We start from the raw sequence: 23,146 nt of genomic DNA on the forward strand, positions 1-23,146 counted from the left end.
GTCGCTTCAAAACCGGGAGAAATGGGCGCACGGAAGGTGCCTGGAGTTTCTCCCCTTTCTAGAGATACATGGGGGTCGCTTGGCAGCGTCGGTCGAACCAACGCGCCTGCTCCTGCTGGCGGAAGCGCCGCAGTGGGCCCAGCTACTGCGCGGGCATCTGGCCGCGTTGGGGCAGGGCTATTCGCTGATCACGGCCCCGTCCTGGCAGGCTGCCAGCAGCCTGTTCGACGAGGATCAGGTCGGCCTGGTGCTCGCCACGCCCGGCAAATTGCCGTCCGCCCACCAATGCCATCTGCCGTTGGTCCTGCTGCTGGAGCGCGAGCCCGCGGAGGAGCCGGTCGGCGTCGCCGATTATCTGGTGGCCGAATCCCTCAGCGTCGAAGTCCTGCGCCGCACCCTGCGTTACGTGCGTGAGCGCACTTCGCTGCAGAACACCCTGCAGAGCCTGGCCGAACAGGACCCACTGACCGGTATCGCCAACCGCCAGGGCTTCCAGACTCTGCTCGCCGCCCGCCTCAGCGAGAGCGAAGGGCGCGGCCTGGCGCTGGGCCACCTGGACCTGGACAACTTCCGCCACGTCAACGACGCCCTCGGCCACCAGGCTGGCGACCGCCTGATCCTGCAGGTGGTGGCGCGTCTGAAGGCGCACCTGGACAACGGCGACGACATCGCCCGCCTGGGCAGCGACGAGTTTGCCCTGCTGCTGGACACCCGCCGCGACCCGGCGCGGGTCGAGAAGATCGCCGAACTCATCGTCGAATCCCTGGGCGAGCCCTACTGGGTCGAGGGTGAAAGCCTGCTGCTGGGCTGCAGCCTGGGCATGGCCCACGCCCGCGCCGGCGAAGCCGCCGACCCGCTGCTGTGGCATGCACATATCGCCATGCAGCAGGCCAAGTCGCGCCAGGGCTGTACCTTCCACGTCTTCGACGAACGCATCAACCGCGGTGCCCGCAGCCTTGCCGACCTGGAAAGTGAACTGCGCCGGGCGCTGCGCCGCGACGAACTGGAACTGCACTACCAGCCGCGCCTGGACCTGCACAGCGGGCAGATCGTCGGTCTCGAAGCGCTGGTGCGTTGGCGCCATCCCGAGCGTGGCCTGCTGACGCCGGGCGACTTCGTGCCGCTCGCCGAGGAAAGCGGGCTGATCGTGCCGCTAGGCTATTGGGTCATCTCCCGCGCCCTGCGTGACATGCAGTGGTTGCGCGGGCGTGGTCTGCCGCCGCTGCACATGGCGGTGAACCTGTCGTTCCGCCAGTTCCAGGACAGCCAACTGCTGCCAACCCTGGAGCGCCTGATCCGCGAGCGCGGCGTTGATGCCCAGTGGCTGGAATTCGAACTGACCGAAACCGCCGTGATGCGCCGCAGCGACCAGGTCCTGCAGACCATGCAGGCCCTCGGCCGGCTTGGCGTGCGCTTCTCGCTGGACGATTTCGGCACCGGCTTCTCGTCCTTCGTGCACCTCAACAGCTTGCCGATCACCCTGCTGAAGATCGACAAGAGCTTCGTCGGCGGCATGCATGAGCGCACGGAAAACCTGCAGCTGGTGCGGGCGATGATCAACCTGGCGCACAACCTGAACCTGGAAGTGGTCGCCGAAGGCGTCGAGACTGCCGCCCAGCAGGACGAATTGCGCCAGTTCGGTTGCGATCAGGTACAGGGTTACTGGATCAGCCGCCCGCTGCCGCTCGCGGAGCTGGCTCGCTTCCTGGTGTTCGGCGCCAACCGTACGCTGCGCATGCAGGACTCGGTCAGCTAGCCGCCAGCGCTGCGCCAGGCGTGCGCGGGCGCAGCAGGCGCGAGGTTTTCCCCTCGAAGGCCAGCGTCAGGCCAATGGCCGCGCAGGCCAGGCCCGAAGCCAATCCCCACCACACGCCGCTCGGCCCCCAGCCCAGCGGGAAGGTCAGCAGCAGCGCCATCGGCACGCCCACCAGCCAGTAACCGGCCAGCCCGACGAGGAAGGTGGTGCGCGCGTCCTTCAGGCCGCGGATCGCGCCCATGGCGATGCACTGGGTACCGTCAAACAGCTCGAACCACGCGGCGATGGCCAGCAGGCTGACGGCCAGTTGCACCACCTCGCGGTTGGCCGGATCGTTGTGGTCGATGAACAGGCCGATGACCAGCTCCGGCGCGAGCCAGAACAGCGCGGCGAAGGCGAACATGCAGCTGGCGCCGAAACCGATGCCCAACCGCCCGGCGCGGCGCGCCTCGACCAGCCGCCCGGCGCCGTAGTGCTGGCCGATGCGGAAGGTCACGGCATAGGAAATCCCCATGGGCACCATGAAGGCCACGTACACCGACTGGATGGCGATCTGGTGCGCCGCCAGGGCGCTGCTGCCGATCACGCCCATGCACAGGGTCGCCACGGTGAACATGCCCGACTCCACCGCGTAGGTGCCGCCGATGGAAATGCCCAGGCGCAGGGATTCGCCGATCACCTTGAAGTCTGGCTTCGACAAACCGGCCAGCAGCGGGTAGGGCGCATAGGCCCGGTGCCAGCGCAGGTACAGTGCGAAGATCACCGGCAGCGCATTCATCACCACCGCGGTGACCATGCCGATCCCCGCCAGCCCAAGACGCGGCAGGCCGAACAAGCCTTCGATGAAGGCATAGTTGAGGGCGAAGTTGGCCAGCGCGCCGATCAGGCTGATGGCCATGACCGGGCCCGGCCGCTCGATGGCGCTGGTGAAGCCGCGCAGCACCATGAATGCCATGTAGCCGGGCAGGGCGAAGACGATGCTGTGCAGAAAACTCATGGTGCCGGCGACCGTTTCCGGCGCCTGGCCGAAGGCGATCAGGATCGGCCCGAGGTTCCACAGCAACAGCCCCGCCAGCAGCGCCAGCGCACCACCGATCCACAGGCCGGCCTGGGTCGCTTCCACCACGCCGCGAGCGTCTTTCGCGCCATGCCGGATCGCCACCAGGTTGCCCGTGGCTGCCACCACGCCGACGCAGAAGGTCGAGATCAACGCATAAGTGGATGCGCCCAGGCCGCCGCTGGCCAGCGCCTCGCGGCCGAGCTTGCCCATCATCACGGTGTCGGTGAACACCATGGCCACGTAGGCCAACTGCGCGGCAATCAGCGGGCCGGCGAGGCGAAGGATGGCGGCAAGTTCGTCACGGTACAGGCGTTTCATGAGTCAGGCTCAGCAAGCGGCATGCGCCGCGTCGATTGGGAGTCGCCCATTCTCCGGTGCCCGTGGATGCGGGCACAAAAGGATAAATGCGATGCCATGCATGAGTCATACTCATGCATGAATTGCCTGGAGCCTGCCATGACCCGCCAGTTGCCACCCCTCTATGCCCTGCGCGCCTTCGAGGCGGCGGCGCGTCACGCGTCCTTCACTCGCGCCGCCGAGGAGCTGGCGATCACCCAGAGCGCGGTGAGCCGGCACATCAAGACCCTGGAAGAACACTTCGCCTGCCGCCTGTTCCAGCGTCGAGGTCGTCAGCTGGAACTGACAGAAACAGCGCGGATGCTGCTGCCCGGCCTGCGTGATGGCTTCGATGCATTGGAACGCGCCTGCGCCAGCCTGCGCGCGGAGGAAGGGGTGCTGCGCCTGAAGGCGCCCTCGACCCTGACCATGCGCTGGTTGCTGGCGCGGCTGAGCAAGTTCCGCATGCAGCACAGCGATATCGAGGTGCAGCTGACCAGCGCCTGGATGGACGTGGATCGTGTGGACTTCGTCCATGAGCCTTTCGACTGCGCGGTGCTGCTCAGCTCCGGGCACTTCCCGCCGGACTGGGAAGCCACCTTGCTCTTCCCCGAATGGCTGATTCCAGTCGGCTCGCCGGCGCTGCTGGCGGATGGCCCGTGGAACGCCGAGCGACTGGCCGGCGCCGAACTGCTGCACCCCACGCCGGACCGCCGTGACTGGCGGCGTTGGTTGCAGCGCATGGACCTGGGCGAGCAGGTTTCGCTCAAGGGTGGGCAGGTATTCGACACCCTCGAACTGGGCATCGTGGCTGCGACCCGTGGCTATGGAGTTTCCATCGGCGACCTGGTGATGGTCGCCGAAGATGCCAACCAGGGCCGCCTGGCACTGCCATGGCCTAGCGCGGTGGCCAGCGGCGAGAGCTACTACCTGGTCTGGCCTCGCGCCCGCCGACATCAGGAACGGCTGCGGCGGCTGCGTGATTTCCTGCAGGCCGAGATGCAGGCCATGCAGATGCCGCCGGTGGAGTACTTCGAATGAGTCGTCGCTGTGGATAAGCTGTCAGCCACTGCCTTTGCCTGGAATGCCATGAACGCCCTCGATCGCCTCATCCAGCTCGCCGGCCTGCGCGGCAGCCTCGACCTGCGTTGCCGGTTCCTCGGCGACTGGGCGCTGGACCACGAGCCGTTGCCGGCCGGCACTGCGCAGTACCACGTGGTGCTGTCCGGCAGCTGCCGGATGGAAATGCCGGACGGGCAAGCCCTGGACCTCAAGGCAGGTGAAGTACTGGTCCTTCCCGATGGTGCAGCCCACCTGTTGCGCAGCCACGGCACGCGGGTGGCCGCGCAGGCGCCGGAAGTCCACGAGGAGGGTTTGTTGCCGGTCCATCGTCTGGGTGCGGGCGAAGGTGAGCTGGACATGCTCTGCGGGAGCTTCCATTACCAACCTGGCTCGCTGTTGATGGCGGCCCTGCCGGCGTTCGTGAAGGTGTCTTGCCAGGACAATGGCCTGGGCGACTCCGTGGCCGCGCTGGTCGCCCTGCTGCGCGCCGAAGCGGACGGCAACCAGGCTGGCGCGCGCTTTCTGGTGGATGCGCTGTCTTCGGCGCTGTTCACCCTGATCCTGCGCGTCCACCTGCGCGATCACGCCCCCGCCAGTGGCACCCTGGCGCTGCTCAGCGCCAAGCGCCTGGGCCGCGCCTGGCAGGCGATGCTGGAGGAGCCCGCCCGTGAATGGACCATCGAAGCGCTGGCCGAACGGGCGAACATGTCCCGCGCCACCTTCGCGCGCCAGTTCGCCCAGGTCGCCGGCGAATCGCCCTGGGTTCTGCTGACCCGTGTGCGCATGGAACTGGCGCACCGCCTGCTGAGCGACTCGCAGCTGAGCCTGACCGATATCGCCGCCCAGGTCGGCTACCAGTCCCAGGCGTCCTTCACCCGGAAATTCAAGGAAACCTACGGCGACGCCCCCGGCCGCCTGCGGCGTGCCGTGAACTAGACCAGTCGTCGCTGCTGGAAAACCCACGTGGCGCGGATGGATACGTCCTGCCGCCTTCGCGACGATTCACGTCGCTGCCGTCGCAGAGCTGAAACAGCGCTTTGCTAGGGTCATTGCTGGACTAGTCCAGTGAAGGCCCGCCATGGGCCTTCCCCATACCCACAAGACCACTCGGGGGAATTCCATGAAGCCCATGCGCACCTTGCTCGCCGGCCTGATCCTGGCCGGCCTCGCCAGCACCTCTTTCGCCGCCACCGAACTGAAGCACTGGCCGGCGCCCGCCGCCAAGCAGCTCGACGCCCTGATCGCCGCCAATGCCAACAAGGGCGCCTTCGCGGTCTTCGACATGGACAACACCAGCTACCGCTACGACCTCGAGGAATCGCTGCTGCCCTTCCTGGAAATGAAAGGCGTGCTGACCCGCGAGAAGCTCGACCCCTCGCTCAAGCTCATCCCCTTCAAGGACGTCAACGGCCACAAGGAAAGCCTCAACAGCTACTACTACCGCCTCTGCGAACTCGACGACCTGGTCTGCTACCCCTGGGTCGCCCAGGTGTTCTCCGGCCTCACCCTCAAGGAGCTCAAGGGCTACGTCGACGAGCTGATGGCCTACGGCAAGCCGGTGCCCAGCACCTACTACGAAGGCGACGTGGTCAAGACTATCGAGATCAACCCGCCCAAGGTCTTCACCGGGCAGACCGAGCTGTACAACAAGCTGATGGAGAACGGCATCGAGGTCTACGTGATGACCGCGGCCCATGAGGAGCTGGTGCGCATGGTCGCCAGCGATCCCAAGTACGGCTACAACGTGAAGCCCGAAAACGTCATCGGTGTCACCACGCTGCTCAAGGACCGCCAGAGCGGCGCCCTGACCACTGCGCGCAAGCAGATCGCCGAAGGTAAATACGATCCCAAGGCCAACGAGGGCCTGGAAATCACCCCCTACCTGTGGACGCCGGCAACCTGGATGGCCGGCAAGCAGGCGGCCATCCTCACCTACATCGACCAGTGGAAGAAGCCCATCCTGGTCGGCGGCGATACCCCCAGCAGCGACGGCTACATGCTGTTCAACGGTACCGCCGAGAACGGCGTGCACCTGTGGATCAACCGCAAGGCCAAGTACATGGACCAGCTCAACGGCATGATCAAGAAGAATGCCGAGGCCCAGGCCAAGCTCGGCCAGCCGGTGACCGCCGACAAGAACTGGGTGATCGTCACCCCCGAAGAGATCCAGTAAGCGCGTAGCGCTCTACGTAGGAGCGGACTCCGTCCGCGATAGGTTCGCATCGCGCCGGACCTTATCGCGGACAAAGTCCGCTCCTACGCCAATCTCCACCTGTAGGAGCGAGCTTGCTCGCGAACCGCCCGGCGCAGGTCCTGCTTCAAAGGGAGGCGTCGCTGATCCGTCTGGAACCCCCGTACCACGCTATTTCCGGGTGAAGAACTCAAGTATTTTTCCGGCCCGCCGATAGCCACGGTAGCCAGGTGTACAACACCGGCATTCCCCTCGAACCGAAGCGGGCCGCTCCCACACCACGGGCGACGGCTTGCCGTTGCGTGCAGAACCCGAAATATGAACCAGCCCCGATCCCGCATCGCCCTGCAGTTGGCGATGGCATTGGCCGTGCTCCTGATCCTGTTGATCAGCGGTAGCACGCTGTTTGCCTTGCGCTCGCTAGACAGCGCTACCCTGACCACCCGCGAAGAACACCTCGCCAGCGAGGCGCGCCTGTTGGCGGACCAGCTGGAAACCTTCCACGGCACCCTGCGCGAGAGCACCCAGCGCCTCGCCGGCCTGTTCGAGCAACGCTTCGCCGCCGGCCTGAAAGCGCACGCTGACGAGCGCGTGCCGGTTGCTGCGCTGCAAGCCCCGGCGCTGTACCTGGGCGACACTCGCCTGAATGGCGACTTCACCCTGGTCGACGAATTCCGCCAGCTCACCGCCGGGGTCGCCACCGTCTTCGTGCGCGACGGCGACGACTTCGTGCGCATCACCACCTCGCTGATGAAGCAGGACGGCAGCCGCGCCATGGGCACCGTGCTCGATCACAACAGCCCGGCCTACCCGCTGCTGCTGCGCGGAGAGAGCTACGTCGGCCGCGCACTGCTGTTCGACCGCTTCTACATGACCCAGTACACCCCGGTGCGCGATGCCGGCGGACGGGTGATCGCCGTGCTGTTCGTCGGCTTCGATTACACCGATGCGCAGAAGCGCCAGTTCGACAACCTGGGTCGTTTCCGCCTCGGCCAGGGCGGCTCTCTGGCGTTGCTGGATGAACAACACCATTGGCTGGTGCCGCCGGCCGGCGCGCGCAACCCCGAGCGCGCTGCCGACAGCCTTGCCAAGTTGCTGGACCACCCCGGCCGCGGCCGCTTCTGGAGCGACGGCCAGGACGACTTCTACAGCGTGGCGCAGCCTTTCGCCGGCGGCCCCTGGAGCGTCGTTGCAAGCATGCCGAAGGAGGAGATCCGCGCGGTGACCTGGCGTGTCGGCGGCCAACTGGCCATGGGCAGCCTGATCGCCATGCTGTTGGCGGTCATTGCTACTACCTGGCTGCTGCGCCGCCGCCTGCGCCCGCTGGGCGACCTGGTGCGCCAGGCCCATGCGCTGGGCGCCGGCGACCTGGGGGCGCGCCTGTCCGTTGCCAGCCGTGACGAGATCGGCGACCTGGCGCGCAGCTTCAACCAGATGGGCGAGGCGCTCTCCCGCATGGTCTCACGGGTGCGCGGCGCGGCGGAGGAAGTGGGGCATTGCTCGCGTTCGTTGTCGGGCCTTTCCAGCGGCGCGTATGCCGGTATGGAGCAGCAGTCCGGCGAAATCAACAGCATGGCTGGTGCGGTGGAGGAGTTCAGCGCCACCTCGATGGATATCGCCGACAACATGCGCAGCACCGAGCGTATGGCGAGCGAGAACACCCGGCAGACCCACATCGGCCTGCAGTCGATGGACGATGCTTCGGCCTCGCTGGCACAGATCGCTGGTGCGCTGCAGCAGACCGTGGAGCGAGTGAACCGCCTCGGCGCACGCTCCCAGGAGATCGGCAGCATCGTCGGCGTGATCACTTCGATTGCCGAGCAGACCAATCTGCTGGCGCTCAACGCCGCCATCGAGGCCGCCCGTGCGGGCGAGCAGGGGCGTGGGTTCGCCGTGGTTGCCGATGAAGTGCGCAGCCTGGCGGCGCGCACTCAGGCCGCTACCACGGAAATCTCGCAGATGATCGGCGCCATCCAGCAGGAAACCGGCAGCGCCACCGAGACCATCGAGCAGGGCAGCCAGCTGATGCAGCATGGGCTGGCATTGAACGAGAAGGTCGCCGCCGCGCTGGCGGAAATCTCCCAGCAAAGCAGCGCGGCCGGCGAACAGTTCGCCGCCATCACGACGGCAACCCAGGAGCAGAGCCGCACGGCGACCCTGCTCAGCAGCAACCTGCAGGGCATCGCCCAGGCCAACAGCGAACAGCGTCAGGTGGTGGCCGATCTGGCGCAGACCGTGCGCGAACTGGACAGCCTGGCGGCCGGCCTGCGCGACGAGGTCGGGCGCTTCCGCTGAAACGCCGGGCGGGTCAGTCCTTGAACTGGCCCAGCCCGTACTCCAGGCTGGCGGCGGACAGCTCGCCCATCTGGCTGTGCTTCAGGCGCCCCTGGGCGTCGTAGAACAGTGTGGTGGGCATGCCGTAGGAGCCGGTGAGCTGGCCCAGGCGGTTGCCGCTGTCGAGCAGCACCGCCGCCTCGCTCAGCCCCTGCTCGCGGAGGAAGCGCTGCACGGCTTCGGCATTCTCGCCCTGGTTCACCAGCAGGAAGCGCACATCACTGCGCTGTTTCTGCGCGGCTTCCAGCACCGGCATCTCGCGCCGGCACGGCGGGCACCAGGTGGCCCAGAGGTTGACCACCATGGGCCGACCATCCAGCGCGCGCAGGTCCACGGCGGCGCCGCGCAGGTCCATCACCGTGAGTTCGGGAATCTGCTGGCTGCGGTCCAGCGCGGAGGTCACGGCCTTGCCGCCGCCCCACAGGCATACACCGACCACCGCCGCAACGGCCAGCGGGCGGCGCAGCTCCGTCCTGCGCCAGGCCAGCACCGCGCCGATCAGCGCAGCGGCGATCACGCCTGGCAGCGCGAGAAAGCCGCCATCGCGGATATCCACGATGCTCAGCGGCGTCGCCGCGTACTGCTCGAAGTAGCGCGCGACGAAGACCAGCCGCGCCACCAGCAGACCGCCAAGGAGCATGCTGAACAGGGCACCTTCGGGGTTGGCGCCGCGCCTGCGTCCGGCCAGCCAGCCGGCCAGCAGGGCGCCGAAGAAACCGAGGTAGAGCAGCACGTGGGGCAGGGGAAGGGCCAGCGGGCCGAGGATGAGACTGGTCAAAGCGGAGGCCTGGCAAAAGGAAACCAAGGTACAGCAGGGCGCTGCCGTGCGGCAGCGCCGGGCTGTGGATAAATGTTTCGCCTCAGGCGGGCAGCGGTTCGGCTTGCTGTTCGCGCAACTCCGCGGTCAGTCGCCGGGCGCAGGCGCCAACCTTGCGCACGGCGTCTTCGATCACCGCCAGGTCACGGTTGGAGTAGTTCATGCGGATGCAGTTACGGTACTTGCCCGAGGCGGAAAAGATGTTGCCGGCCGCCACCTGCACATTGTCGCGGCGCAGCTCCTGGTTGAGGCGCACGCTGTCGAACAGCGGGTCGAACTCGACCCAGAGCATGAAGCCACCGCGTGGCCGGGTGACCCGCGCGCCTTCCGGGAAATAGCGGCCGACCCATTCGGTCATCAGGTCGCGGTGGCGCTGGTACTGCGAGCGCATGCGGCGGATGTGGGGCTCGTAGTGGCCGCCGCCGACGAATTCGGCCAGGGCCATCTGCGGCTGCGGCGCGCAGGTACCGCTGGCGATGTACTTGAAGTGGAGGATGCGGTCCAGGTAGCGCCCGGGCACCACCCAGCCGGTGCGCAGGCCGGGCGCCACGGTCTTGGAAAAGGAACTGGCCAGCAGCACGCGGTCGTCGGTGTCGAAGGACTTGATGCTGCGCGGACGGGGGTAGGCGTAGGCCAGTTCGCCGTAGACGTCGTCCTCGAGGATCGGCACGTCGTAGCGCGCCGCCAGCGTGAGCAGGGCGCGCTTGCGGGCGTCGGGCATGATGTAGCCCAGCGGGTTGTTGCAGTTGGGGGTGAGCAGGATCAGCTTCACCGGCCACTGTTCCATGGCCAGCTCCAGCGCTTCCAGGCTGATGCCGTTGGTGGGGTCGGTGGGGATTTCCAGCGCCTTCAGGCCGTACGCCTTGAGCGCCTGCATGGCGCCGTGGAAGCTCGGCGAGTCGATGGCGATGATGTCGCCCGGCTCGCAGATCGCGCGCAGGGTGATGGCCAGCGCTTCCTGGCAGCCGGTGGTGATGACGATTTCGCTGGGCGGCACCTGGCAGCCGGAATCCAGCATCAGCCGGGCGATCTGCTCGCGTAGCGGCAGCGAGCCCTGGATGCCTTCGTAACCGAGACTTTGCAGGTCGGTCCGGCGTGCAGCGTGCACCATGGCGCGCTGCAGCGGCTTGAGCGACGGGCTGGCGATGTCCGGCGTACCGCGCCCGAGCTGGACGAAATCACCCCCCGGCGCGCGTCTCACCTGTTCCAGCACCTGGTCCCACTGCGACACTTCTACCGGCCGCTGCGCCGGACGGGTCATCGCCGGCATCGGCGGCAACTCGCGGCGTTCGGGTACGAAGTAGCCGGACTTGGGGCGCGGCTCCACCAGTCCGTCATCCTCCAGCACGCGGTAGGCCTGCTGCACGGTGCTGATGCTGACGCCGTGCTCCTCGCTCAGCGCGCGCACCGAGGGCAGGCGGTCGCCGGGACGGTACAGGCCCTGTTCGATGCGTTCACCGAGGGTAGCGGCCAGCTGCGCGTAGCGTTTCATGACAGGTCTCCCGTGCCGGATCGACTCGGCAGAATGCAGTACAGATCGGGAAAAAATACGCCATTCAGAAGGATTTTTCCTGTGTCTGTATGGAAAAAACTTCACTGTGTTGAATCTGTAATGATTTTTCCCGATTCGCCACTCTAGTCCCACGTCCGGAGAAACCGACTGGAGGAGCGACGACATGAGCGGCCTGAGCGATGTGCGGCTGACCCTTTATCAACAGGAACTGCTGGAACTCCCTGGCGCCCGCGTGGCCCCGCGTGAAGGCGGCGAGAACCGCTGGCAGCAGTTCTGGCGCCGCGTGCGTACCCGCAAGCAGTTGCTGGAGCTTTCCGACGAGCAACTGCGCGACATCGGCATCAGCCGCGAGCAGGCGAAGCTGGAAGCGATGCGGCCGTTCTGGCGCTGCTGATCAGAAACTGACCCACCAGGGAGTACCTATGGGAGAAACACGCGCTGCCGCATTTGAACGGATTGCCGCCGAACTCGGCTATGACTTCAGCGGTGAAATGAAGATCGGCGGTAACTACGTGCCTTTCCTTATCGACGGCAACCAGGTGCACCTCAGTGGGCAGATTCCACGGGTGGGCGATGTGGTCGTCGTCACCGGCCGGGCGGGCAGCGAGGTGTCGCTGGGCGATGCCCAGTTGGCCGCGAAGGTCTGCGTGATGCGGGCGCTGGCGCTGCTGCGGCAGGCGCTGGGCGACCTCGACCGAGTCCGCAAGGTGCTCCAGCTCAACGTGTTCGTGCAGTCGGCGGAGCACTTCACGCAGCAGAGCGAAGTGGCCGACGGCGCTTCAGCCGTGCTGTACGAGGTGCTGGGCGCGGCCGGCGTGCACACGCGCACTTCGGTGGGCGTCTGGCAGTTGCCGAAGAATGCGACGGTTGAACTGAATCTCCTGGCCGTAACTGAGGGCTAATGCCCCGCGCGGTATTGCAGCGCTTCGGCCAGGTGCGGGCGGGCGATGTGCTCCGCCTGCTGCAGGTCGGCGAGGGTGCGGGCGACCTTGAGAATCCGGTGCAGGGCGCGCAGTGACAGGTTCAGGCGCTCGCCGGCCTTCTCCAGCCAGGCTTGGTCTTCCGCATTCAATGCACAATATTGGTGCATTTTCTTCAGGGTGAGAAAAGCGTTGGCGCAGCCCTGACGAGTTAACTGGCGCTGGCGCGCGGCCGCCACCTGCGTGGCCAGTTCGGCGCTGCTGGTAGTGGCTCCGCTGGGGGCGAGGCTGGTGCTTTCGCGGCTGACAGTCAGGTGCAGGTCGATGCGGTCCAGCAATGGGCCGGAGAGCTTGGCCCGGTAGCGCTGGATCTGCTCCGGCGAGCAGCGGCAGCGGCCGCTGGGGTCGCCAAGGTAGCCACAGGGGCAGGGGTTCATTGCCGCGACCAGCTGAAAGCGCGCCGGGAAGCGCACGCGGCCATTGGCGCGGGCGATGACGATCTCGCCGCCTTCCAGCGGCTCGCGCAGGACTTCCAATACCTTGCGATCGAACTCCGGTAGCTCATCGAGGAACAGCACGCCTTCGTGCGCCAGGGTGATTTCCCCCGGCTGCGGGCGACTGCCGCCACCGACCAGTGCTGGCGCGGAAGCGGTGTGGTGTGGCTGACGGAAGGGGCGCTGTGGCCAGTGGGTCAACGGCCCGCGCCCGGCGACGGAGTGAATCGCCGCCACCTGCAGCGCCTCGTCTTCGTCCAGCGGCGGCATCAGGCCCGGCAGGCGGCTGGCGAGCAGTGTCTTGCCGGTGCCGGGCGGCCCGCTGAACAGCAGGTTGTGTGCCCCGGCGGCGGCGACCAGCAGGGCCCGCTTGGCGGCGGTCTGGCCCTGCACTTCGGCGAGGTCGGGGTAGGGCTGTGTGGCGCGCAGCAGGCCGTTGGCTTCGTAGGGACGCAGGCGCTCCTGGCCGCTGAAGTGCGCGGCCAGCTCCAGCAGGTGGCCAACGGCGTAGACAGTCAGGCCGCTGGCGAGGCTGGCTTCTTCAGCGTTCTCCTTCGGCACCACCAGGGCGCGCCCGGCGGCGCGGGCAGCCAGCGCAGCGGGCAGTACGCCGGGAACCGGCCGCAAGGTGCCGGACAGCGCCAGTTCACCCAGGCATTCCAGCTCATCCAGCCCGGCAGCATCCGCCAGTTGGCCGCTGGCGGCCAGGATGCCCAGCGCGATGGCCAGGTCGAAACGCCCGCCGTCCTTCGGCAAATCAGCCGGGGCGAGATTCAGGGTAATTCTGCGATTGGGGAAATCGAAGCCGGCGTTGAGCAGGGCGCTGCGGACGCGGTCCTTGCTCTCCTTCACCGCGCCTTCGGGCAGACCGACCAGGGTCAGCGAAGGCAGGCCGTTGGCAAGGTGCGCCTCGACAGTAACGCCGGGTGCTTCCACGCCGACCTGGGCACGACTATGGACGATGGCGAGGGACATGGATCACTCCTTGATCGCATGCCGCCCGCCCGATGTGCGTTATTCGGCGGGGGCGGCGGTGTCGGCAGGCGGCGAGAGCTTGGCTTCCATCTCCGCGACCTTGGCTTCCAGCGCCTCGAGGCGGGCGCGGGTACGGGCGAGGACAACCATCTGGCTGTCGAATTCGTCGCGGCTGACCAGGTCGAGCTTGCTGAAGGCGCTCTGCATCAGAACCTTGAACTGGGCTTCCAGCTCGGCCTTCGGCAGGGGCGATTCGCCACCGAACAGGCGTCCGGCTTGTTGGCTGATGGCATCGAGGAAGGCTTTGGGCGGCAGCATGGTTCATGGGTTCCGGATTGAATCAGAGCGCAGTCTATCACGCAGCCGGCGACGGCTGCGGCGTCCGGGGTTGCACGCTTTTTGAGCAGTGTGCCCGCTCGCCGTGCGCGCTTTCGGTGCGCCAAAGCCGCGCTGGCTAATCGCCAGAAACCCCGGATTCTGGCCAAGTGCCTGATGTCACGGGCATTTCCACGAACTGGCAAGCTTCATGCTTTGGGGCATACATGGCGTGCACCGAGGCAGTTCCGGTGCGGCAGGCGAGGCGGTGGATCGCTTCGAACAAGGCAGTCGGAGTGCTGAGGTAGGGCGGCCGGCGCATTACAAAAGCCAGACACTGCGCTTAGACTTGTCTCCGGGTTCGTTCTTCCTGGGGCGGGTCCACCAAAACACGGGAGAGAGTTACATGAAGCTAGTCACAGCCATCATCAAGCCGTTCAAGCTGGACGACGTTCGTGAGTCGCTGTCCGAGATCGGCGTGCAGGGCATCACTGTGACCGAAGTCAAAGGCTTCGGCCGGCAGAAGGGTCACACCGAGCTGTACCGTGGCGCGGAATACGTTGTCGATTTCCTGCCGAAGGTGAAGATCGACGTCGCCATTGCCGATGACCAGCTGGATCGTGTTATCGAAGCCATCACCAAGGCCGCCAACACCGGGAAGATCGGTGACGGCAAGATCTTTGTCGTAAATCTGGAACAGGCCATTCGTATCCGTACCGGCGAAACCGGCACCGACGCGATCTAAGCCAAGCCCACACCGAACCCCACGCCCCAGGAGAAACAACAATGACTCTGCGCAAATACGCAGGGCTAGGCGCCCTATTGCCCCTCGCAATGCCCGGTCTGGCCTTGGCTGACGAGGCAGCGGCCCCTGTCCTGAACAGCGGTGACACCGCCTGGATGCTGATTTCCAGTGCTCTGGTGCTGCTGATGACCATCCCCGGCCTGGCCCTGTTCTACGGCGGCATGGTGCGCGCCAAGAACGTCCTGTCGATCATGATGCAGTGCTTTGCGATCACCGCGCTGATCAGCATCCTCTGGGTCGTCTACGGCTACAGCCTGGCCTTCGATACCGTCGGTATGGAGAAGGGCGTGGTCAACTTCGCTTCCTTCGTCGGCGGCCTGGACAAGGCCTTCCTCAGCGGCCTGACCAGCACCGGCCTGACTTCCGCCGCCGCGCTGTTCCCGGAAAGCATCTTCGTGATGTTCCAGATGACCTTCGCGATCATCACCCCGGCCCTGATCGTCGGCGCCTTCGCCGAGCGCATGAAGTTCTCGGCCATGCTGATCTTCACCGCGCTGTGGTTCACCCTGGTCTACGCACCGATCGCCCACATGGTCTGGAGCGGTGACGGCGGCCTGCTGTGGGACTGGGGCGTGCTGGACTTCGCTGGCGGCACCGTGGTGCACATCAACGCCGGTATCGCAGGCCTGGTGGCGTGCATCGTGCTGGGCAAGCGCAAGGGCTACCCGACCGCTGCCATGGCGCCGCACAACCTGGGCTACACCCTGATCGGCGCTGCGCTGCTGTGGGTGGGCTGGTTCGGCTTCAACGCCGGTTCCGCCGCTGCCGCCAACGGCACCGCCGGCATGGCCATGCTGGTCACTCAGATCGCCACCGCCGCCGCCGCCCTGGGCTGGATGTTCGCCGAGTGGATCACTCACGGTAAGCCGAGCGCCCTGGGTATCGCTTCCGGCGTGGTTGCCGGCCTGGTTGCCGTCACTCCGGCCGCTGGCACCTGCGGCCCGATGGGCGCCATCGTGATCGGCCTGGCGGCCGGCGTGATCTGCTTCTTCGCCGCCACCAGCCTCAAGCGTGCCGTCGGCTACGACGATTCCCTGGACGCTTTCGGCGTGCATGCTGTCGGCGGTATCGTCGGCGCGCTGCTCACCGGCGTGTTCGCCGCTCCGGCCCTGGGCGGCTTCGGCACCGTGACCGACATCGGCGCGCAGCTGTTCACCCAGTTCAAGGGCGTGGCCTTCACCATCGTCTACACCGGTATCGTCAGCTTCGTGATCCTCAAGGTCCTGGACCTGGTCATGGGTCTGCGCGTTACCGAGGAAGAGGAAACCGTGGGTCTGGACCTCTCCCTGCACAACGAACGCGGCTACAACCTGTAAGGGTTCGCGCAAGTTCGACGAAGGGCGCCCTCGGGCGCCCTTTGCTTTTTCGATCAGCACGCTAGAATGCGCGCGCATCACCGTCCGAGAAGGAGGAGAACGCGCCATGTGGCAGCAGAAATCCATCACCCTGCGCCCTCGCCCGCGAGGCTTCCACCTGGTCACCGAGGAGATCCTGGCTGCGCTGCCGGAGCTGTCGGAATGCCGGGTTGGCCTGCTGCACCTGCTGTTGCAGCACACCTCCGCCTCGCTGACGGTCAACGAAAATGCCGACCCCTCGGTGCGCCGCGATTTCGATCGATTCTTCAATCGTCTGGTGCCCCAGGGCGAGAGTGGCTATGAACATGACTACGAAGGTCCCGACGACCTTCCGGCGCATTTCAAGTCGAGCCTGCTGGGCTGTCAGCTGACGCTGCCGATACAGGGGGGAGGCTTGGCAATGGGTACCTGGCAAGGTATCTATCTGGGTGAGCACCGTGACCACGGCGGCCCGCGCAGCATAGTGGCGACCTGGCAGGGCGAGCTTGTATGAATTTTTTCCGGCGGCGTTCGTCAAAGCGCGCAGCTGGGCTATAACTAACGTGCTTTGCAGCACCACAGAGGTTGAATAATGAGCGACGAAGAACTGGAACAGGACGAGCTGGACGGCGCTGACGAGGACGATGGCGAGGAACTCGCCGCAGCGGACGACAGCGACGCCGAAGCAGACAGCGGCGATGGGGATGAAGCCCCTTCTCCCAAGGGCGGTGGCAAGAAAGCCAAGGCCGCTGCGGAAGAAGAGGAACTGCCCTCGGTCGAAGCCAAGCAGAAGGATCGTGATGCACTGGCCCGTGCGATGGAGGAGTTCCTCACTCGCGGCGGCAAGGTGCAGGAGATCGAGCCGAACGTGGTGGCCGACCCGCCCAAGAAGCCGGATAGCAAATACGGCAGCCGCCCTATCTGATATCTGACGTGACATGAAAAAGCCCCGCCGCTCCGTCTGGAGCGGCGGGGCTTTTTCATGCCCGTTCGTTGCGAGGGTTCATGTGCGTAGGAGCGGACTCCGTCCGCGATGGCCTCCTGCGCGATGCGTACCTATCGCGGACAAAGTCCGCTCCTACAGTCTTGCCAGAACCGCTGGCAGCTCCGACAGGTTATGGATGATCGCACTGGGCGCTTCTTCGCCATCCCACGCCTTGCGCGCGGGGTTGAACCAGATCGCCTTCATGCCTGCACGGCGCGCGCCAGCGATGTCGTCGCTGGGGTGGTCGCCGATGTGCACGGCGTGCTCCGCCGCCACGCCGCCGCGTTTTAGCGCTTCCTGGAAAGGGTGCGGGTCGGGCTTGCCGACACCGAGTTCTTCCGCGCACAGAGCGAACTGGAAGTAATCGGCCAGCCCCAGGCGGCGCACGTCGGCGTTGCCGTTGGTGAGCACGCCGAGGATGAAGCGGTTGGCCAGTTGCTCCAGGGTCGGGTGCACCTCGGGGAACAGGGCCACCTGATGCCGCGCGTGGAGGAAGGTCTGGAAGCCAGCCTCGGCCAGCTCGGTCGCCTCGGGCTGTGGATAACCGGCATCGAGCAACGCATGGAACAGGATGCGCCGGCGCAGCTCGCTCAGACGGTGGCGGAGCATCGGGTCCTGCTCCATCAGCCGCGAGCGGATCGCCCACAGGTGCTCGATGGGCACCGGGCCCAACTGCGCGGCATTCACCGCCAGCCAGTCGCGCAGGGTGGCTTCCGCGCTGTTCATCACCGGGGCAACGTCCCACAGCGTGTCATCGAGATCGAAGGTGACCAGACGGATACTCATTCTTCTGCTCCGGGTTTACGACGTGCCCGTGGGTGCGCCTGGTCGTAGACCGTGGCGAGGTGTTGGAAATCAAGGTGGGTGTAGATCTGCGTGGTGGCGATATCGGCGTGGCCAAGCAGCTCCTGCACTGCGCGCAGGTCCTGGGAAGACTCGAGCATGTGGCTGGCGAACGAATGGCGCAACATGTGCGGATGCAGGTGCTGGCCCAGCTCGCGAACCCCGGCTTCGCGGACGCGCAGTTGGATGGCGCGGGGCGTCAGGCGTTTGCCGCTGCGGCCGATGAACACGGCGTTGTCCTGTGGTGAAACCGAGGCCCGCAAAGGCAGCCAGGCTTCGATGGCCTGCCGCGCGGCGCGGCCGACCGGCAGCTCGCGCACCTTGTTGCCCTTGCCGTGGACACGCACCAGGCCGTCCTTGAGGTCCAGCCATTCCAGGTCGAGGCCGACCAGTTCGGAGAGCCGCAGGCCCGAGGAATAGAACAGCTCCAGCAAAGCCTGGTCGCGCCGGGCGATGAAGTCGTCTTCCACGCCGCCATCGAGCAGTTGTGCGGTGCGGTCGGTATCCAGCGTGCGTGGCAGCTTGCGCGCACCCTTGGGCGCGGCGAGGCCATCGGCCGGGTCGTGCCGGCAACGGCCTTCGCGGATCAGATACTGGTACAGCCCGCGCGTGGCCGACAGCAGGCGCGCCAGGCTGCGGCTGGCGAGACCCTGCTGGTGCAAGCGGGCGACGAACAGGCGCAGGTCGCGTACCTGCAGCGCCGACCATTCGTTGATCGAGGATTTTTCACACAGCCCGGCGAGGCGCGCCAGGTCCCGACGGTAGCCGTCGAGCGTGTGTACGGAGACCTGGCGCTCGCTGCGCAGGTGTTCCAGATAGGCTTGCAGATCGGCTTCGAGCGACAAGCGGAAAGCTCCCAGTGAGACAGCCAGGCTGGCAGCTTACCGCGTTGCGAAGGTCAGCGTACCGAGCGCAGTGGCGTGGAGAAGCGCGGCAGAGTGCGCGCGAGGACTTCGGCGACGTAGCCGAGGAACAGGGTGCCCAGCGAGCTCTTGTAGTGCTGCGGGTCGGGGCTGCCGATCGCCAGTACGCCGTGCAGGCCCTGGAAGGTCAGCGGCACCACGGCGGCGGAGCCGACCTGCTCGCGTTCGCTTTCGCAGAACAGGAAGGCCAGCTCGTGGGGGCGCAGCACACCGCTGACGGTCTTGCCGCCCGACAGCAGGCCGCCGATGGCCTGGTGCGCCTCGGCACTGCTCACCGAGCGGCCCACCGGCAGGTTGTTGTCGCTGAACAGGATCAGACTGACGTAAGGCACGAGGAACTCGTGGCGCAGGCTGTCTTCCACTGTGCTGACGATTTCTTCCAGGCTGGTCGCATCGAGGAGGTCGAGCACCAGGCGGCGGGTCTTGTCGAACAGGCGGTCGTTGTCGCGGGCCACGTCCATCAGCTGTGACAGCCGATGGCGCATCTCGATATTGCGCTCGCGCAGCAGGCGTACCTGGCGCTCCACCAGCGACACGGCATCGCCTGGCTGGTGCGGAATGCGCATTTCCGGGATCAGCTCGTCATGATCGACGAAGAATTCAGGGTGCCGGCGAAGATAGTCGGCGACCTGTTCGGCTTCGAGCGTAACGGTGGGGTCCTGCGGAATATCGGTCATAAGCGTCCCGGTTCAGCGCCTGTCCAATGTCTGCCTGCGCTTTGCTCATACGGCGTTGGAAACAGGCTCAAAATGCTCATTTACTCTTCGTAAACTGCGCTTTCTCGCCTGTTACCGCCTTGTCTGAGCTGCGCTCGGCAAGACCTTGAACAGGCTTTATAGACGTACCTGGCCTTCGAACACCCGCACGGCGGGCCCGGTCATCATAACGGGCTGACCCGGTCCTGCCCACTCGATGGACAACCGTCCGCCGGGAAGGTCGATCTGTACCGGCGATTGCAGCCAGCCCTGGCGAATGCCGGCGACCGCCGCCGCGCAAGCGCCGGTGCCGCAGGCCAGGGTCTCGCCAGCGCCGCGTTCCCACACGCGCAGGCGCGCCTGGTGCGGATTGACGATCTGCAGGAAGCCGATGTTGGCTTTCTGCGGGAAGCTCTCATGGATTTCGAGTTTCGGCCCCAGCGTGCGGACCGGCGCGCTGTCCACGTCATCCACGCGCAGCACGCCGTGCGGATTGCCCATGGAGATGGCCGCGAGGTCGTAGCGCTGGCCGTCCACTTCGAGGGGATAGCTCAACGCCTCGCCATCGGCCTTGAACGGCACCTGCTCGGGTTGCAGGCGCGGCGGGCCCATGTCGACGGTGACCTGGCCATCGTTGGCGATGGTCAGCTCGATCATGCCGCCCTTGGTTTCCACGCGGATGGTCTTCTTCGCGGTCAGGCGCTTGTCGACCACGAAGCGGGCGAAGCAGCGCGCGCCGTTGCCGCACTGTTCGACCTCGGTGCCGTCGCAGTTAAAGATGCGGTAACGGAAATCCGCGTCCGGCGTGCTCGGCGGCTCGACGATCAGCAGTTGATCGAAGCCGACCCCGAAGTTGCGGTCGCCCCACTGTTTGACGTGGCGGGATTGCACATGGGCGTGCTGGCTGACCAGGTCCAGGACCATGAAGTCATTGCCCAGCCCATGCATCTTGGTAAAGCGCAGAAGCATCGTCGTCTCGGCCTCAGTCCGGCAGCAGGCTTTCGCCGGCGAACAGCTCTTGTCGTGTTCCGTGGCGACGCATCCTGTGCGCGGCCGAGCTATCCACCAGCACCTCGGCGGCGCGGCCCCGGGTGATGTAGTTGGAATTCATGACGAAACCATAGGCGCCGGCCGGATGAACGGCCAGCAGGTCACCTTCTTTCCGGGCGGGAGCGCGAAGCCGTCGGCTCTGCGGAGCGGCGTGCCAGAACGCCCGGCGTACGCCGGCGATGGCACGTCTGCCGCGAGCAGTAGCCCGCCGCGGACGTCGAAGGCGTCCATGGGAACGCCCTCAGAGACCGTAGCGGTCCTTGCTGTGTTCGTTCTTGGCCTTTTCGTCGTCCGGCAGGTAGAGCGGGCCTTTCTGGCCGCAGCCAGCGATAGCGGCGGTCAGCAGGGCGATCGCGACGAAGGGAAGCAGCAGTCGCTTCATGGCGGAATCCTTGTAATTAAAGCGTCAATGGGGCCGGAGTATACCGGCCCCCCGCCGCCTTGCCTATTCAAGCGGGCGCCCGCCCGGCGGGGCTTGCGGCTCGCGCCGGAAGGGCCAGTGGCCCTATGATGGCGGGCAAAAAACGGAAAGCCCCATGGACTATCGCGATCCCCTGCCCAGTTCGGTGTCGGTGGCCTACCTGCAGGGCCTCGTGGAGCATCTGCAGCGCCAGGGCGTGGAGCCGGCGCAGCTCCTGGCGACGGTGCACCTGGAGCCTTCGATCCTTGCCCAGCGCGATCAGCGCATCGCTGCCAGCGCTTACCTGGAACTGGTGGGTGCCGGCGTGCGCCTGAGCGGTGACGACAATCTCGGCCTGCACCTGGGCGAGGCCGTGCGCCCCGGCTACTACGGTGTGCTCGGCTACCTGATCATGAGTTGCGCGACTCTTTCCGACGCCCTGCATCGGCAGGCGCGCTACGCCTCGCTGGTGGGTAACCTGGGCCGCGTCGAACTGGCTGACGAGCCGCCGCGCGCGGGCTGCGAGGCGCTGGTGAAACACAGCTGGGAGCCATTGTTGCCGCAACAGCAGCGGCAGATGAGCGAGGAGACGCTGGCTGGCTGGGTCAGTTTCGGCCATTGGGTCAGCGGCGTGGACGAGGCGCCGTACGAGGTGCGCTTCAGCCACAGTGCACCGGCGGATACCCGCGAACATGAGCGCATTTTCCGCTGCCCGGTGCTGTTCGATCAGCCGGACAACGCCCTGGTCTTCCCCAAGCGTCTGCTTTCACTGCCGCTGGGCCAGGCCGACGCCCAGGTGCAGCGCACCCTGGATGCCTACGCCGAGCGACTGCTGGTGGAGATCAACAAGGGCGACAGCGTGCTCGACCGTGCGCGCCTGGAACTGGCGCGCCAGTTGCCGGAGCAGGGCGCCGACCTGGAGCGCCTGTCGCAGACGCTGGCGCTGAGCCCCCGCACGCTGCAGCGGCGGCTGCGCGATACCGGCCTGTCGTTCAGCCAACTGGTGGACGAAACCCGCCAGCAACTGGTGCTGCACTACCTGCGCGACCCGGCGCTGGACAGCGCCGACATCGCCTACCTGCTGGGCTTCAGCGAAGCCGGCTCGCTTGCCCGCGCATTCCGTCGCTGGACGGGGCAGAGTCTGGGCGAATACCGGCGTAAACTGGTGCCTTTGACTGATCCCGAGGACGATGCATGAGCACTTTGAGCGAAGCCCGCTTCCATGACCTGGTGGACGCCGTACAGGTAACGGTGGAGGACGCCTTCGACGACAGCGACCTGGACGTGGACCTGGAGAACTCCAGTGGCGTACTGACCGTGCGTTTCGAGAATGGCACCCAGCTGATCCTCAGCCGCCAGCCGGCGCTGCGGCAGCTGTGGGTGGCGGCGCGCTCCGGTGGCTTCCACTTCGACTACGACGAGTCCGGCTCGCTGTGGATCTGCGACAGCACGCGCGAACCGCTGGGCGCGCTGCTCAACCGCGCCACGCTGGAACAGGCAGGCGAGGATGTCGACTTCCCCGGCATCTGAGCCGCCGGCGAGCGTCGCTTCGCCCTGCTGCCGGCGCTGCTGCCTGGACGACGCGGATGTCTGCGTCGGCTGCGGGCGCACGCTGGGCGAGATACTGGAGTGGAACGAGGCCGACGGTGTGCGGCGCCGGGCGATCCTGGCGGACTGCGAAAAGCGCCGAAACAACCACTCGCCGAAGTGGTGACTGGTCGGTGTTGCTTATTTTCTGTGCTGTGTTAGTGTCCGGGAAAACCCCGCCTTGGGCGGGGTTTTTCTTTTTTCGGATTTCACTGCGCGTTCGAACCTCGAACGTCTTTACTGCCAGAACACCCAGGGCCCCGAACGCGCGAGCGTCCGGGGCTCTCCTGTAAGGAGACTGCCAACCATCATGACCACGACACCCATCACCGTTACTCGACTCGACCTGCAACGTCTGGAGCGCATGCTCGACAGCCTGGATGAGTACGGCCCCGCGGCCGAGGCGCTGGAGGCCGAACTGGCCCGTGCCACGGTGGTCGGCCACGACGAGATACCGCCGGGCGTGGTCACGATGAACTCCACCGTGCGCTGCCGCGAGGAAAGCAGCGGCAAGGAGTACCACCTGACGCTGGTCTACCCGGCCGATCTTGGCGGCGAAGGCAAGGTCTCGATTCTCGCCCCGGTGGGCACCGCGCTGCTGGGCCTGACTACCGGCCAGAGCATCGACTGGCCGGCGCCCAGCGGCAAGACGCTGAAGCTGAGCCTGCTGGAAGTGGAATACCAGCCCGAAGCGGCCGGCGACTACGATCGCTGATCCGCCCGCTCCCTCCGCCGGGTGCCGGCGCGGCCG

At 66.3% G+C, this 23,146-nt stretch carries 25 protein-coding genes and 1 pseudogene; 15 read left to right on the forward strand and 11 right to left on the reverse strand.

The annotated features are described in order from the left end of the window. Positions 1–79 precede the first annotated feature (79 nt). Positions 80–1,756 (forward strand): putative bifunctional diguanylate cyclase/phosphodiesterase, encoded by a 1,677-nt coding sequence (locus tag ACNFH5_RS19625; protein WP_416748767.1) that lies wholly within the window; start codon positions 80–82, stop codon positions 1,754–1,756. Here the strand turns inward: ACNFH5_RS19625 and ACNFH5_RS19630 are convergent. Next, a complete protein-coding gene (locus ACNFH5_RS19630; protein WP_416748769.1) occupies positions 1,749–3,134 on the reverse strand; it encodes a NorM family multidrug efflux MATE transporter in 1,386 nt (461 codons plus the stop codon). The two genes, ACNFH5_RS19625 and ACNFH5_RS19630, sit on opposite strands and share 8 nt — an antisense overlap. 138 nt (positions 3,135–3,272) lie before the next feature. Between ACNFH5_RS19630 and ACNFH5_RS19635 the strand changes: the two genes are divergently transcribed. From ACNFH5_RS19635 to ACNFH5_RS19650, 4 genes are all read left to right on the forward strand, one after another. Next, positions 3,273–4,193 (forward strand): LysR substrate-binding domain-containing protein, encoded by a 921-nt coding sequence (locus tag ACNFH5_RS19635; RefSeq protein WP_416748771.1) that lies wholly within the window; start codon positions 3,273–3,275, stop codon positions 4,191–4,193. Between the two features lie 48 nt (positions 4,194–4,241). After that, complete coding sequence (locus tag ACNFH5_RS19640; protein WP_416748773.1) at positions 4,242–5,150, forward strand: AraC family transcriptional regulator; 909 nt, start codon at positions 4,242–4,244, stop codon at positions 5,148–5,150. 184 nt (positions 5,151–5,334) lie between these two features. Further along, on the forward strand, positions 5,335–6,387 hold the full coding sequence (locus tag ACNFH5_RS19645) for a haloacid dehalogenase-like hydrolase (protein WP_416748775.1): 1,053 nt from the start codon (positions 5,335–5,337) through the stop codon (positions 6,385–6,387). Positions 6,388–6,723: 336 nt separating this feature from the next. Beyond that, positions 6,724–8,700, forward strand: a complete 1,977-nt coding sequence (locus tag ACNFH5_RS19650; protein WP_416748777.1) for a methyl-accepting chemotaxis protein — start codon at positions 6,724–6,726, stop codon at positions 8,698–8,700. Between the two features lie 13 nt (positions 8,701–8,713). On the opposite strand, the gene ACNFH5_RS19655 is transcribed toward ACNFH5_RS19650, so the two are convergent. Further along, on the reverse strand, positions 8,714–9,517 hold the full coding sequence (locus tag ACNFH5_RS19655; RefSeq protein WP_416748779.1) for a prolipoprotein diacylglyceryl transferase family protein: 804 nt from the start codon (positions 9,515–9,517) through the stop codon (positions 8,714–8,716). Between the two features lie 82 nt (positions 9,518–9,599). Beyond that, a complete protein-coding gene (locus tag ACNFH5_RS19660; RefSeq protein WP_416748781.1) occupies positions 9,600–11,048 on the reverse strand; it encodes a PLP-dependent aminotransferase family protein in 1,449 nt (482 codons plus the stop codon). A gap of 184 nt (positions 11,049–11,232) precedes the next feature. On the opposite strand from ACNFH5_RS19660, the gene ACNFH5_RS19665 reads away from it, so the two are divergent. Together ACNFH5_RS19665 and ACNFH5_RS19670 are read left to right on the forward strand one after the other, a co-directional pair. After that, the gene (locus ACNFH5_RS19665; protein WP_416748783.1) at positions 11,233–11,463 is read left to right on the forward strand and encodes a DUF1127 domain-containing protein; all 231 of its coding nucleotides are present in this window, start codon (positions 11,233–11,235) and stop codon (positions 11,461–11,463) included. 28 nt (positions 11,464–11,491) lie between these two features. Further along, positions 11,492–11,971, forward strand: coding sequence for a RidA family protein (locus tag ACNFH5_RS19670; protein WP_416748785.1), 480 nt, complete (start codon positions 11,492–11,494; stop codon positions 11,969–11,971). Here the strand turns inward: ACNFH5_RS19670 and ACNFH5_RS19675 are convergent. Beyond that, the gene (locus ACNFH5_RS19675) at positions 11,968–13,458 is read right to left on the reverse strand and encodes a YifB family Mg chelatase-like AAA ATPase (protein ID WP_416748787.1); all 1,491 of its coding nucleotides are present in this window, start codon (positions 13,456–13,458) and stop codon (positions 11,968–11,970) included. The two genes, ACNFH5_RS19670 and ACNFH5_RS19675, sit on opposite strands and share 4 nt — an antisense overlap. 39 nt (positions 13,459–13,497) lie before the next feature. Beyond that, the gene (locus ACNFH5_RS19680) at positions 13,498–13,776 is read right to left on the reverse strand and encodes an accessory factor UbiK family protein (RefSeq protein WP_416748789.1); all 279 of its coding nucleotides are present in this window, start codon (positions 13,774–13,776) and stop codon (positions 13,498–13,500) included. A 403-nt stretch (positions 13,777–14,179) separates the two neighbouring features. On the opposite strand from ACNFH5_RS19680, the gene glnK reads away from it, so the two are divergent. The 4 genes from glnK to sutA all read left to right on the forward strand — a co-directional run bounded on the left by glnK (position 14,180) and on the right by sutA (position 16,837). Next, positions 14,180–14,518, forward strand: a complete 339-nt coding sequence (glnK, locus tag ACNFH5_RS19685) for a P-II family nitrogen regulator (protein WP_003457590.1) — start codon at positions 14,180–14,182, stop codon at positions 14,516–14,518. 41 nt (positions 14,519–14,559) lie between these two features. Then, positions 14,560–15,894, forward strand: coding sequence for an ammonium transporter (locus ACNFH5_RS19690; protein WP_045215404.1), 1,335 nt, complete (start codon positions 14,560–14,562; stop codon positions 15,892–15,894). A gap of 106 nt (positions 15,895–16,000) precedes the next feature. Next, positions 16,001–16,426, forward strand: a complete 426-nt coding sequence (locus ACNFH5_RS19695; protein WP_416748792.1) for a secondary thiamine-phosphate synthase enzyme YjbQ — start codon at positions 16,001–16,003, stop codon at positions 16,424–16,426. 78 nt (positions 16,427–16,504) lie between these two features. Beyond that, the gene (gene sutA, locus ACNFH5_RS19700; protein WP_045215410.1) at positions 16,505–16,837 is read left to right on the forward strand and encodes a transcriptional regulator SutA; all 333 of its coding nucleotides are present in this window, start codon (positions 16,505–16,507) and stop codon (positions 16,835–16,837) included. Positions 16,838–16,990: 153 nt separating this feature from the next. Here the strand turns inward: sutA and ACNFH5_RS19705 are convergent, their stop codons facing one another. The 6 genes and pseudogenes from ACNFH5_RS19705 to lptM all read right to left on the reverse strand — a co-directional run bounded on the left by ACNFH5_RS19705 (position 16,991) and on the right by lptM (position 20,790). Then, positions 16,991–17,683 carry an HAD family hydrolase gene (locus ACNFH5_RS19705; RefSeq protein ID WP_416748794.1) on the reverse strand — a complete coding sequence of 231 codons (693 nt, stop codon included), beginning with the start codon at positions 17,681–17,683 and terminating at the stop codon, positions 16,991–16,993. Further along, a complete protein-coding gene (xerC, locus tag ACNFH5_RS19710; protein WP_416748796.1) occupies positions 17,680–18,585 on the reverse strand; it encodes a tyrosine recombinase XerC in 906 nt (301 codons plus the stop codon). Before xerC ends, ACNFH5_RS19705 begins: the two co-directional genes overlap by 4 nt. A 53-nt stretch (positions 18,586–18,638) precedes the next feature. Next, the gene (locus tag ACNFH5_RS19715; RefSeq protein ID WP_416748798.1) at positions 18,639–19,340 is read right to left on the reverse strand and encodes a DUF484 family protein; all 702 of its coding nucleotides are present in this window, start codon (positions 19,338–19,340) and stop codon (positions 18,639–18,641) included. Positions 19,341–19,496: 156 nt separating this feature from the next. Next, positions 19,497–20,327, reverse strand: a complete 831-nt coding sequence (dapF, locus tag ACNFH5_RS19720) for a diaminopimelate epimerase (protein WP_416748801.1) — start codon at positions 20,325–20,327, stop codon at positions 19,497–19,499. Between the two features lie 13 nt (positions 20,328–20,340). Then, positions 20,341–20,535 (reverse strand): annotated as a pseudogene (locus tag ACNFH5_RS19725) (diaminopimelate decarboxylase); the annotation flags it as partial. Positions 20,536–20,649: 114 nt separating this feature from the next. Beyond that, positions 20,650–20,790: an LPS translocon maturation chaperone LptM gene (lptM, locus tag ACNFH5_RS19730; protein WP_017520757.1), complete on the reverse strand. Its 141-nt coding sequence runs from the start codon at positions 20,788–20,790 to the stop codon at positions 20,650–20,652. A 154-nt stretch (positions 20,791–20,944) separates the two neighbouring features. On the opposite strand from lptM, the gene ACNFH5_RS19735 reads away from it, so the two are divergent. The 4 genes from ACNFH5_RS19735 to rnk all read left to right on the forward strand — a co-directional run bounded on the left by ACNFH5_RS19735 (position 20,945) and on the right by rnk (position 23,110). Beyond that, positions 20,945–22,006: an AraC family transcriptional regulator gene (locus ACNFH5_RS19735; protein ID WP_416748803.1), complete on the forward strand. Its 1,062-nt coding sequence runs from the start codon at positions 20,945–20,947 to the stop codon at positions 22,004–22,006. After that, entirely contained in the window at positions 22,003–22,338 is a 336-nt protein-coding gene (cyaY, locus tag ACNFH5_RS19740; protein ID WP_259758043.1) for an iron donor protein CyaY, read from the forward strand. The genes ACNFH5_RS19735 and cyaY overlap by 4 nt, the downstream gene beginning before the upstream one ends. Further along, positions 22,316–22,522, forward strand: coding sequence for a DUF1289 domain-containing protein (locus tag ACNFH5_RS19745; RefSeq protein WP_416748806.1), 207 nt, complete (start codon positions 22,316–22,318; stop codon positions 22,520–22,522). The genes cyaY and ACNFH5_RS19745 overlap by 23 nt, the downstream gene beginning before the upstream one ends. 183 nt (positions 22,523–22,705) lie before the next feature. Continuing rightward, entirely contained in the window at positions 22,706–23,110 is a 405-nt protein-coding gene (rnk, locus tag ACNFH5_RS19750) for a nucleoside diphosphate kinase regulator (protein ID WP_416748808.1), read from the forward strand. The last annotated feature ends 36 nt before the right edge of the window (positions 23,111–23,146 follow it).

Source organism: Pseudomonas sp. NY15435 (assembly GCF_048068295.1).
Lineage (GTDB): Bacteria > Pseudomonadota > Gammaproteobacteria > Pseudomonadales > Pseudomonadaceae > Pseudomonas.

What these genes read in the sequence shown, in the direction of transcription:
- ACNFH5_RS19735 (WP_416748803.1), top strand. Translation starts at nt 20,945, where the DNA reads ATGGACTATCGCGATCCCCTGCCCAGTTCGGTGTCGGTGGCCTACCTG.
- glnK (WP_003457590.1), top strand. Translation starts at nt 14,180, where the DNA reads ATGAAGCTAGTCACAGCCATCATCAAGCCGTTCAAGCTGGACGACGTT.
- ACNFH5_RS19690 (WP_045215404.1), top strand. Translation starts at nt 14,560, where the DNA reads ATGACTCTGCGCAAATACGCAGGGCTAGGCGCCCTATTGCCCCTCGCA.
- ACNFH5_RS19640 (WP_416748773.1), top strand. Translation starts at nt 4,242, where the DNA reads ATGAACGCCCTCGATCGCCTCATCCAGCTCGCCGGCCTGCGCGGCAGC.
- cyaY (WP_259758043.1), top strand. Translation starts at nt 22,003, where the DNA reads ATGAGCACTTTGAGCGAAGCCCGCTTCCATGACCTGGTGGACGCCGTA.
- ACNFH5_RS19645 (WP_416748775.1), top strand. Translation starts at nt 5,335, where the DNA reads ATGAAGCCCATGCGCACCTTGCTCGCCGGCCTGATCCTGGCCGGCCTC.
- ACNFH5_RS19635 (WP_416748771.1), top strand. Translation starts at nt 3,273, where the DNA reads ATGACCCGCCAGTTGCCACCCCTCTATGCCCTGCGCGCCTTCGAGGCG.
- ACNFH5_RS19660 (WP_416748781.1), bottom strand. Translation starts at nt 11,048, where the DNA reads ATGAAACGCTACGCGCAGCTGGCCGCTACCCTCGGTGAACGCATCGAA.
- ACNFH5_RS19745 (WP_416748806.1), top strand. Translation starts at nt 22,316, where the DNA reads ATGTCGACTTCCCCGGCATCTGAGCCGCCGGCGAGCGTCGCTTCGCCC.
- lptM (WP_017520757.1), bottom strand. Translation starts at nt 20,790, where the DNA reads ATGAAGCGACTGCTGCTTCCCTTCGTCGCGATCGCCCTGCTGACCGCC.
- rnk (WP_416748808.1), top strand. Translation starts at nt 22,706, where the DNA reads ATGACCACGACACCCATCACCGTTACTCGACTCGACCTGCAACGTCTG.
- ACNFH5_RS19705 (WP_416748794.1), bottom strand. Translation starts at nt 17,683, where the DNA reads ATGAGTATCCGTCTGGTCACCTTCGATCTCGATGACACGCTGTGGGAC.
- sutA (WP_045215410.1), top strand. Translation starts at nt 16,505, where the DNA reads ATGAGCGACGAAGAACTGGAACAGGACGAGCTGGACGGCGCTGACGAG.
- dapF (WP_416748801.1), bottom strand. Translation starts at nt 20,327, where the DNA reads ATGCTTCTGCGCTTTACCAAGATGCATGGGCTGGGCAATGACTTCATG.
- ACNFH5_RS19675 (WP_416748787.1), bottom strand. Translation starts at nt 13,458, where the DNA reads ATGTCCCTCGCCATCGTCCATAGTCGTGCCCAGGTCGGCGTGGAAGCA.
- ACNFH5_RS19630 (WP_416748769.1), bottom strand. Translation starts at nt 3,134, where the DNA reads ATGAAACGCCTGTACCGTGACGAACTTGCCGCCATCCTTCGCCTCGCC.
- ACNFH5_RS19650 (WP_416748777.1), top strand. Translation starts at nt 6,724, where the DNA reads ATGAACCAGCCCCGATCCCGCATCGCCCTGCAGTTGGCGATGGCATTG.
- ACNFH5_RS19715 (WP_416748798.1), bottom strand. Translation starts at nt 19,340, where the DNA reads ATGACCGATATTCCGCAGGACCCCACCGTTACGCTCGAAGCCGAACAG.
- ACNFH5_RS19695 (WP_416748792.1), top strand. Translation starts at nt 16,001, where the DNA reads ATGTGGCAGCAGAAATCCATCACCCTGCGCCCTCGCCCGCGAGGCTTC.
- ACNFH5_RS19665 (WP_416748783.1), top strand. Translation starts at nt 11,233, where the DNA reads ATGAGCGGCCTGAGCGATGTGCGGCTGACCCTTTATCAACAGGAACTG.
- ACNFH5_RS19680 (WP_416748789.1), bottom strand. Translation starts at nt 13,776, where the DNA reads ATGCTGCCGCCCAAAGCCTTCCTCGATGCCATCAGCCAACAAGCCGGA.
- ACNFH5_RS19670 (WP_416748785.1), top strand. Translation starts at nt 11,492, where the DNA reads ATGGGAGAAACACGCGCTGCCGCATTTGAACGGATTGCCGCCGAACTC.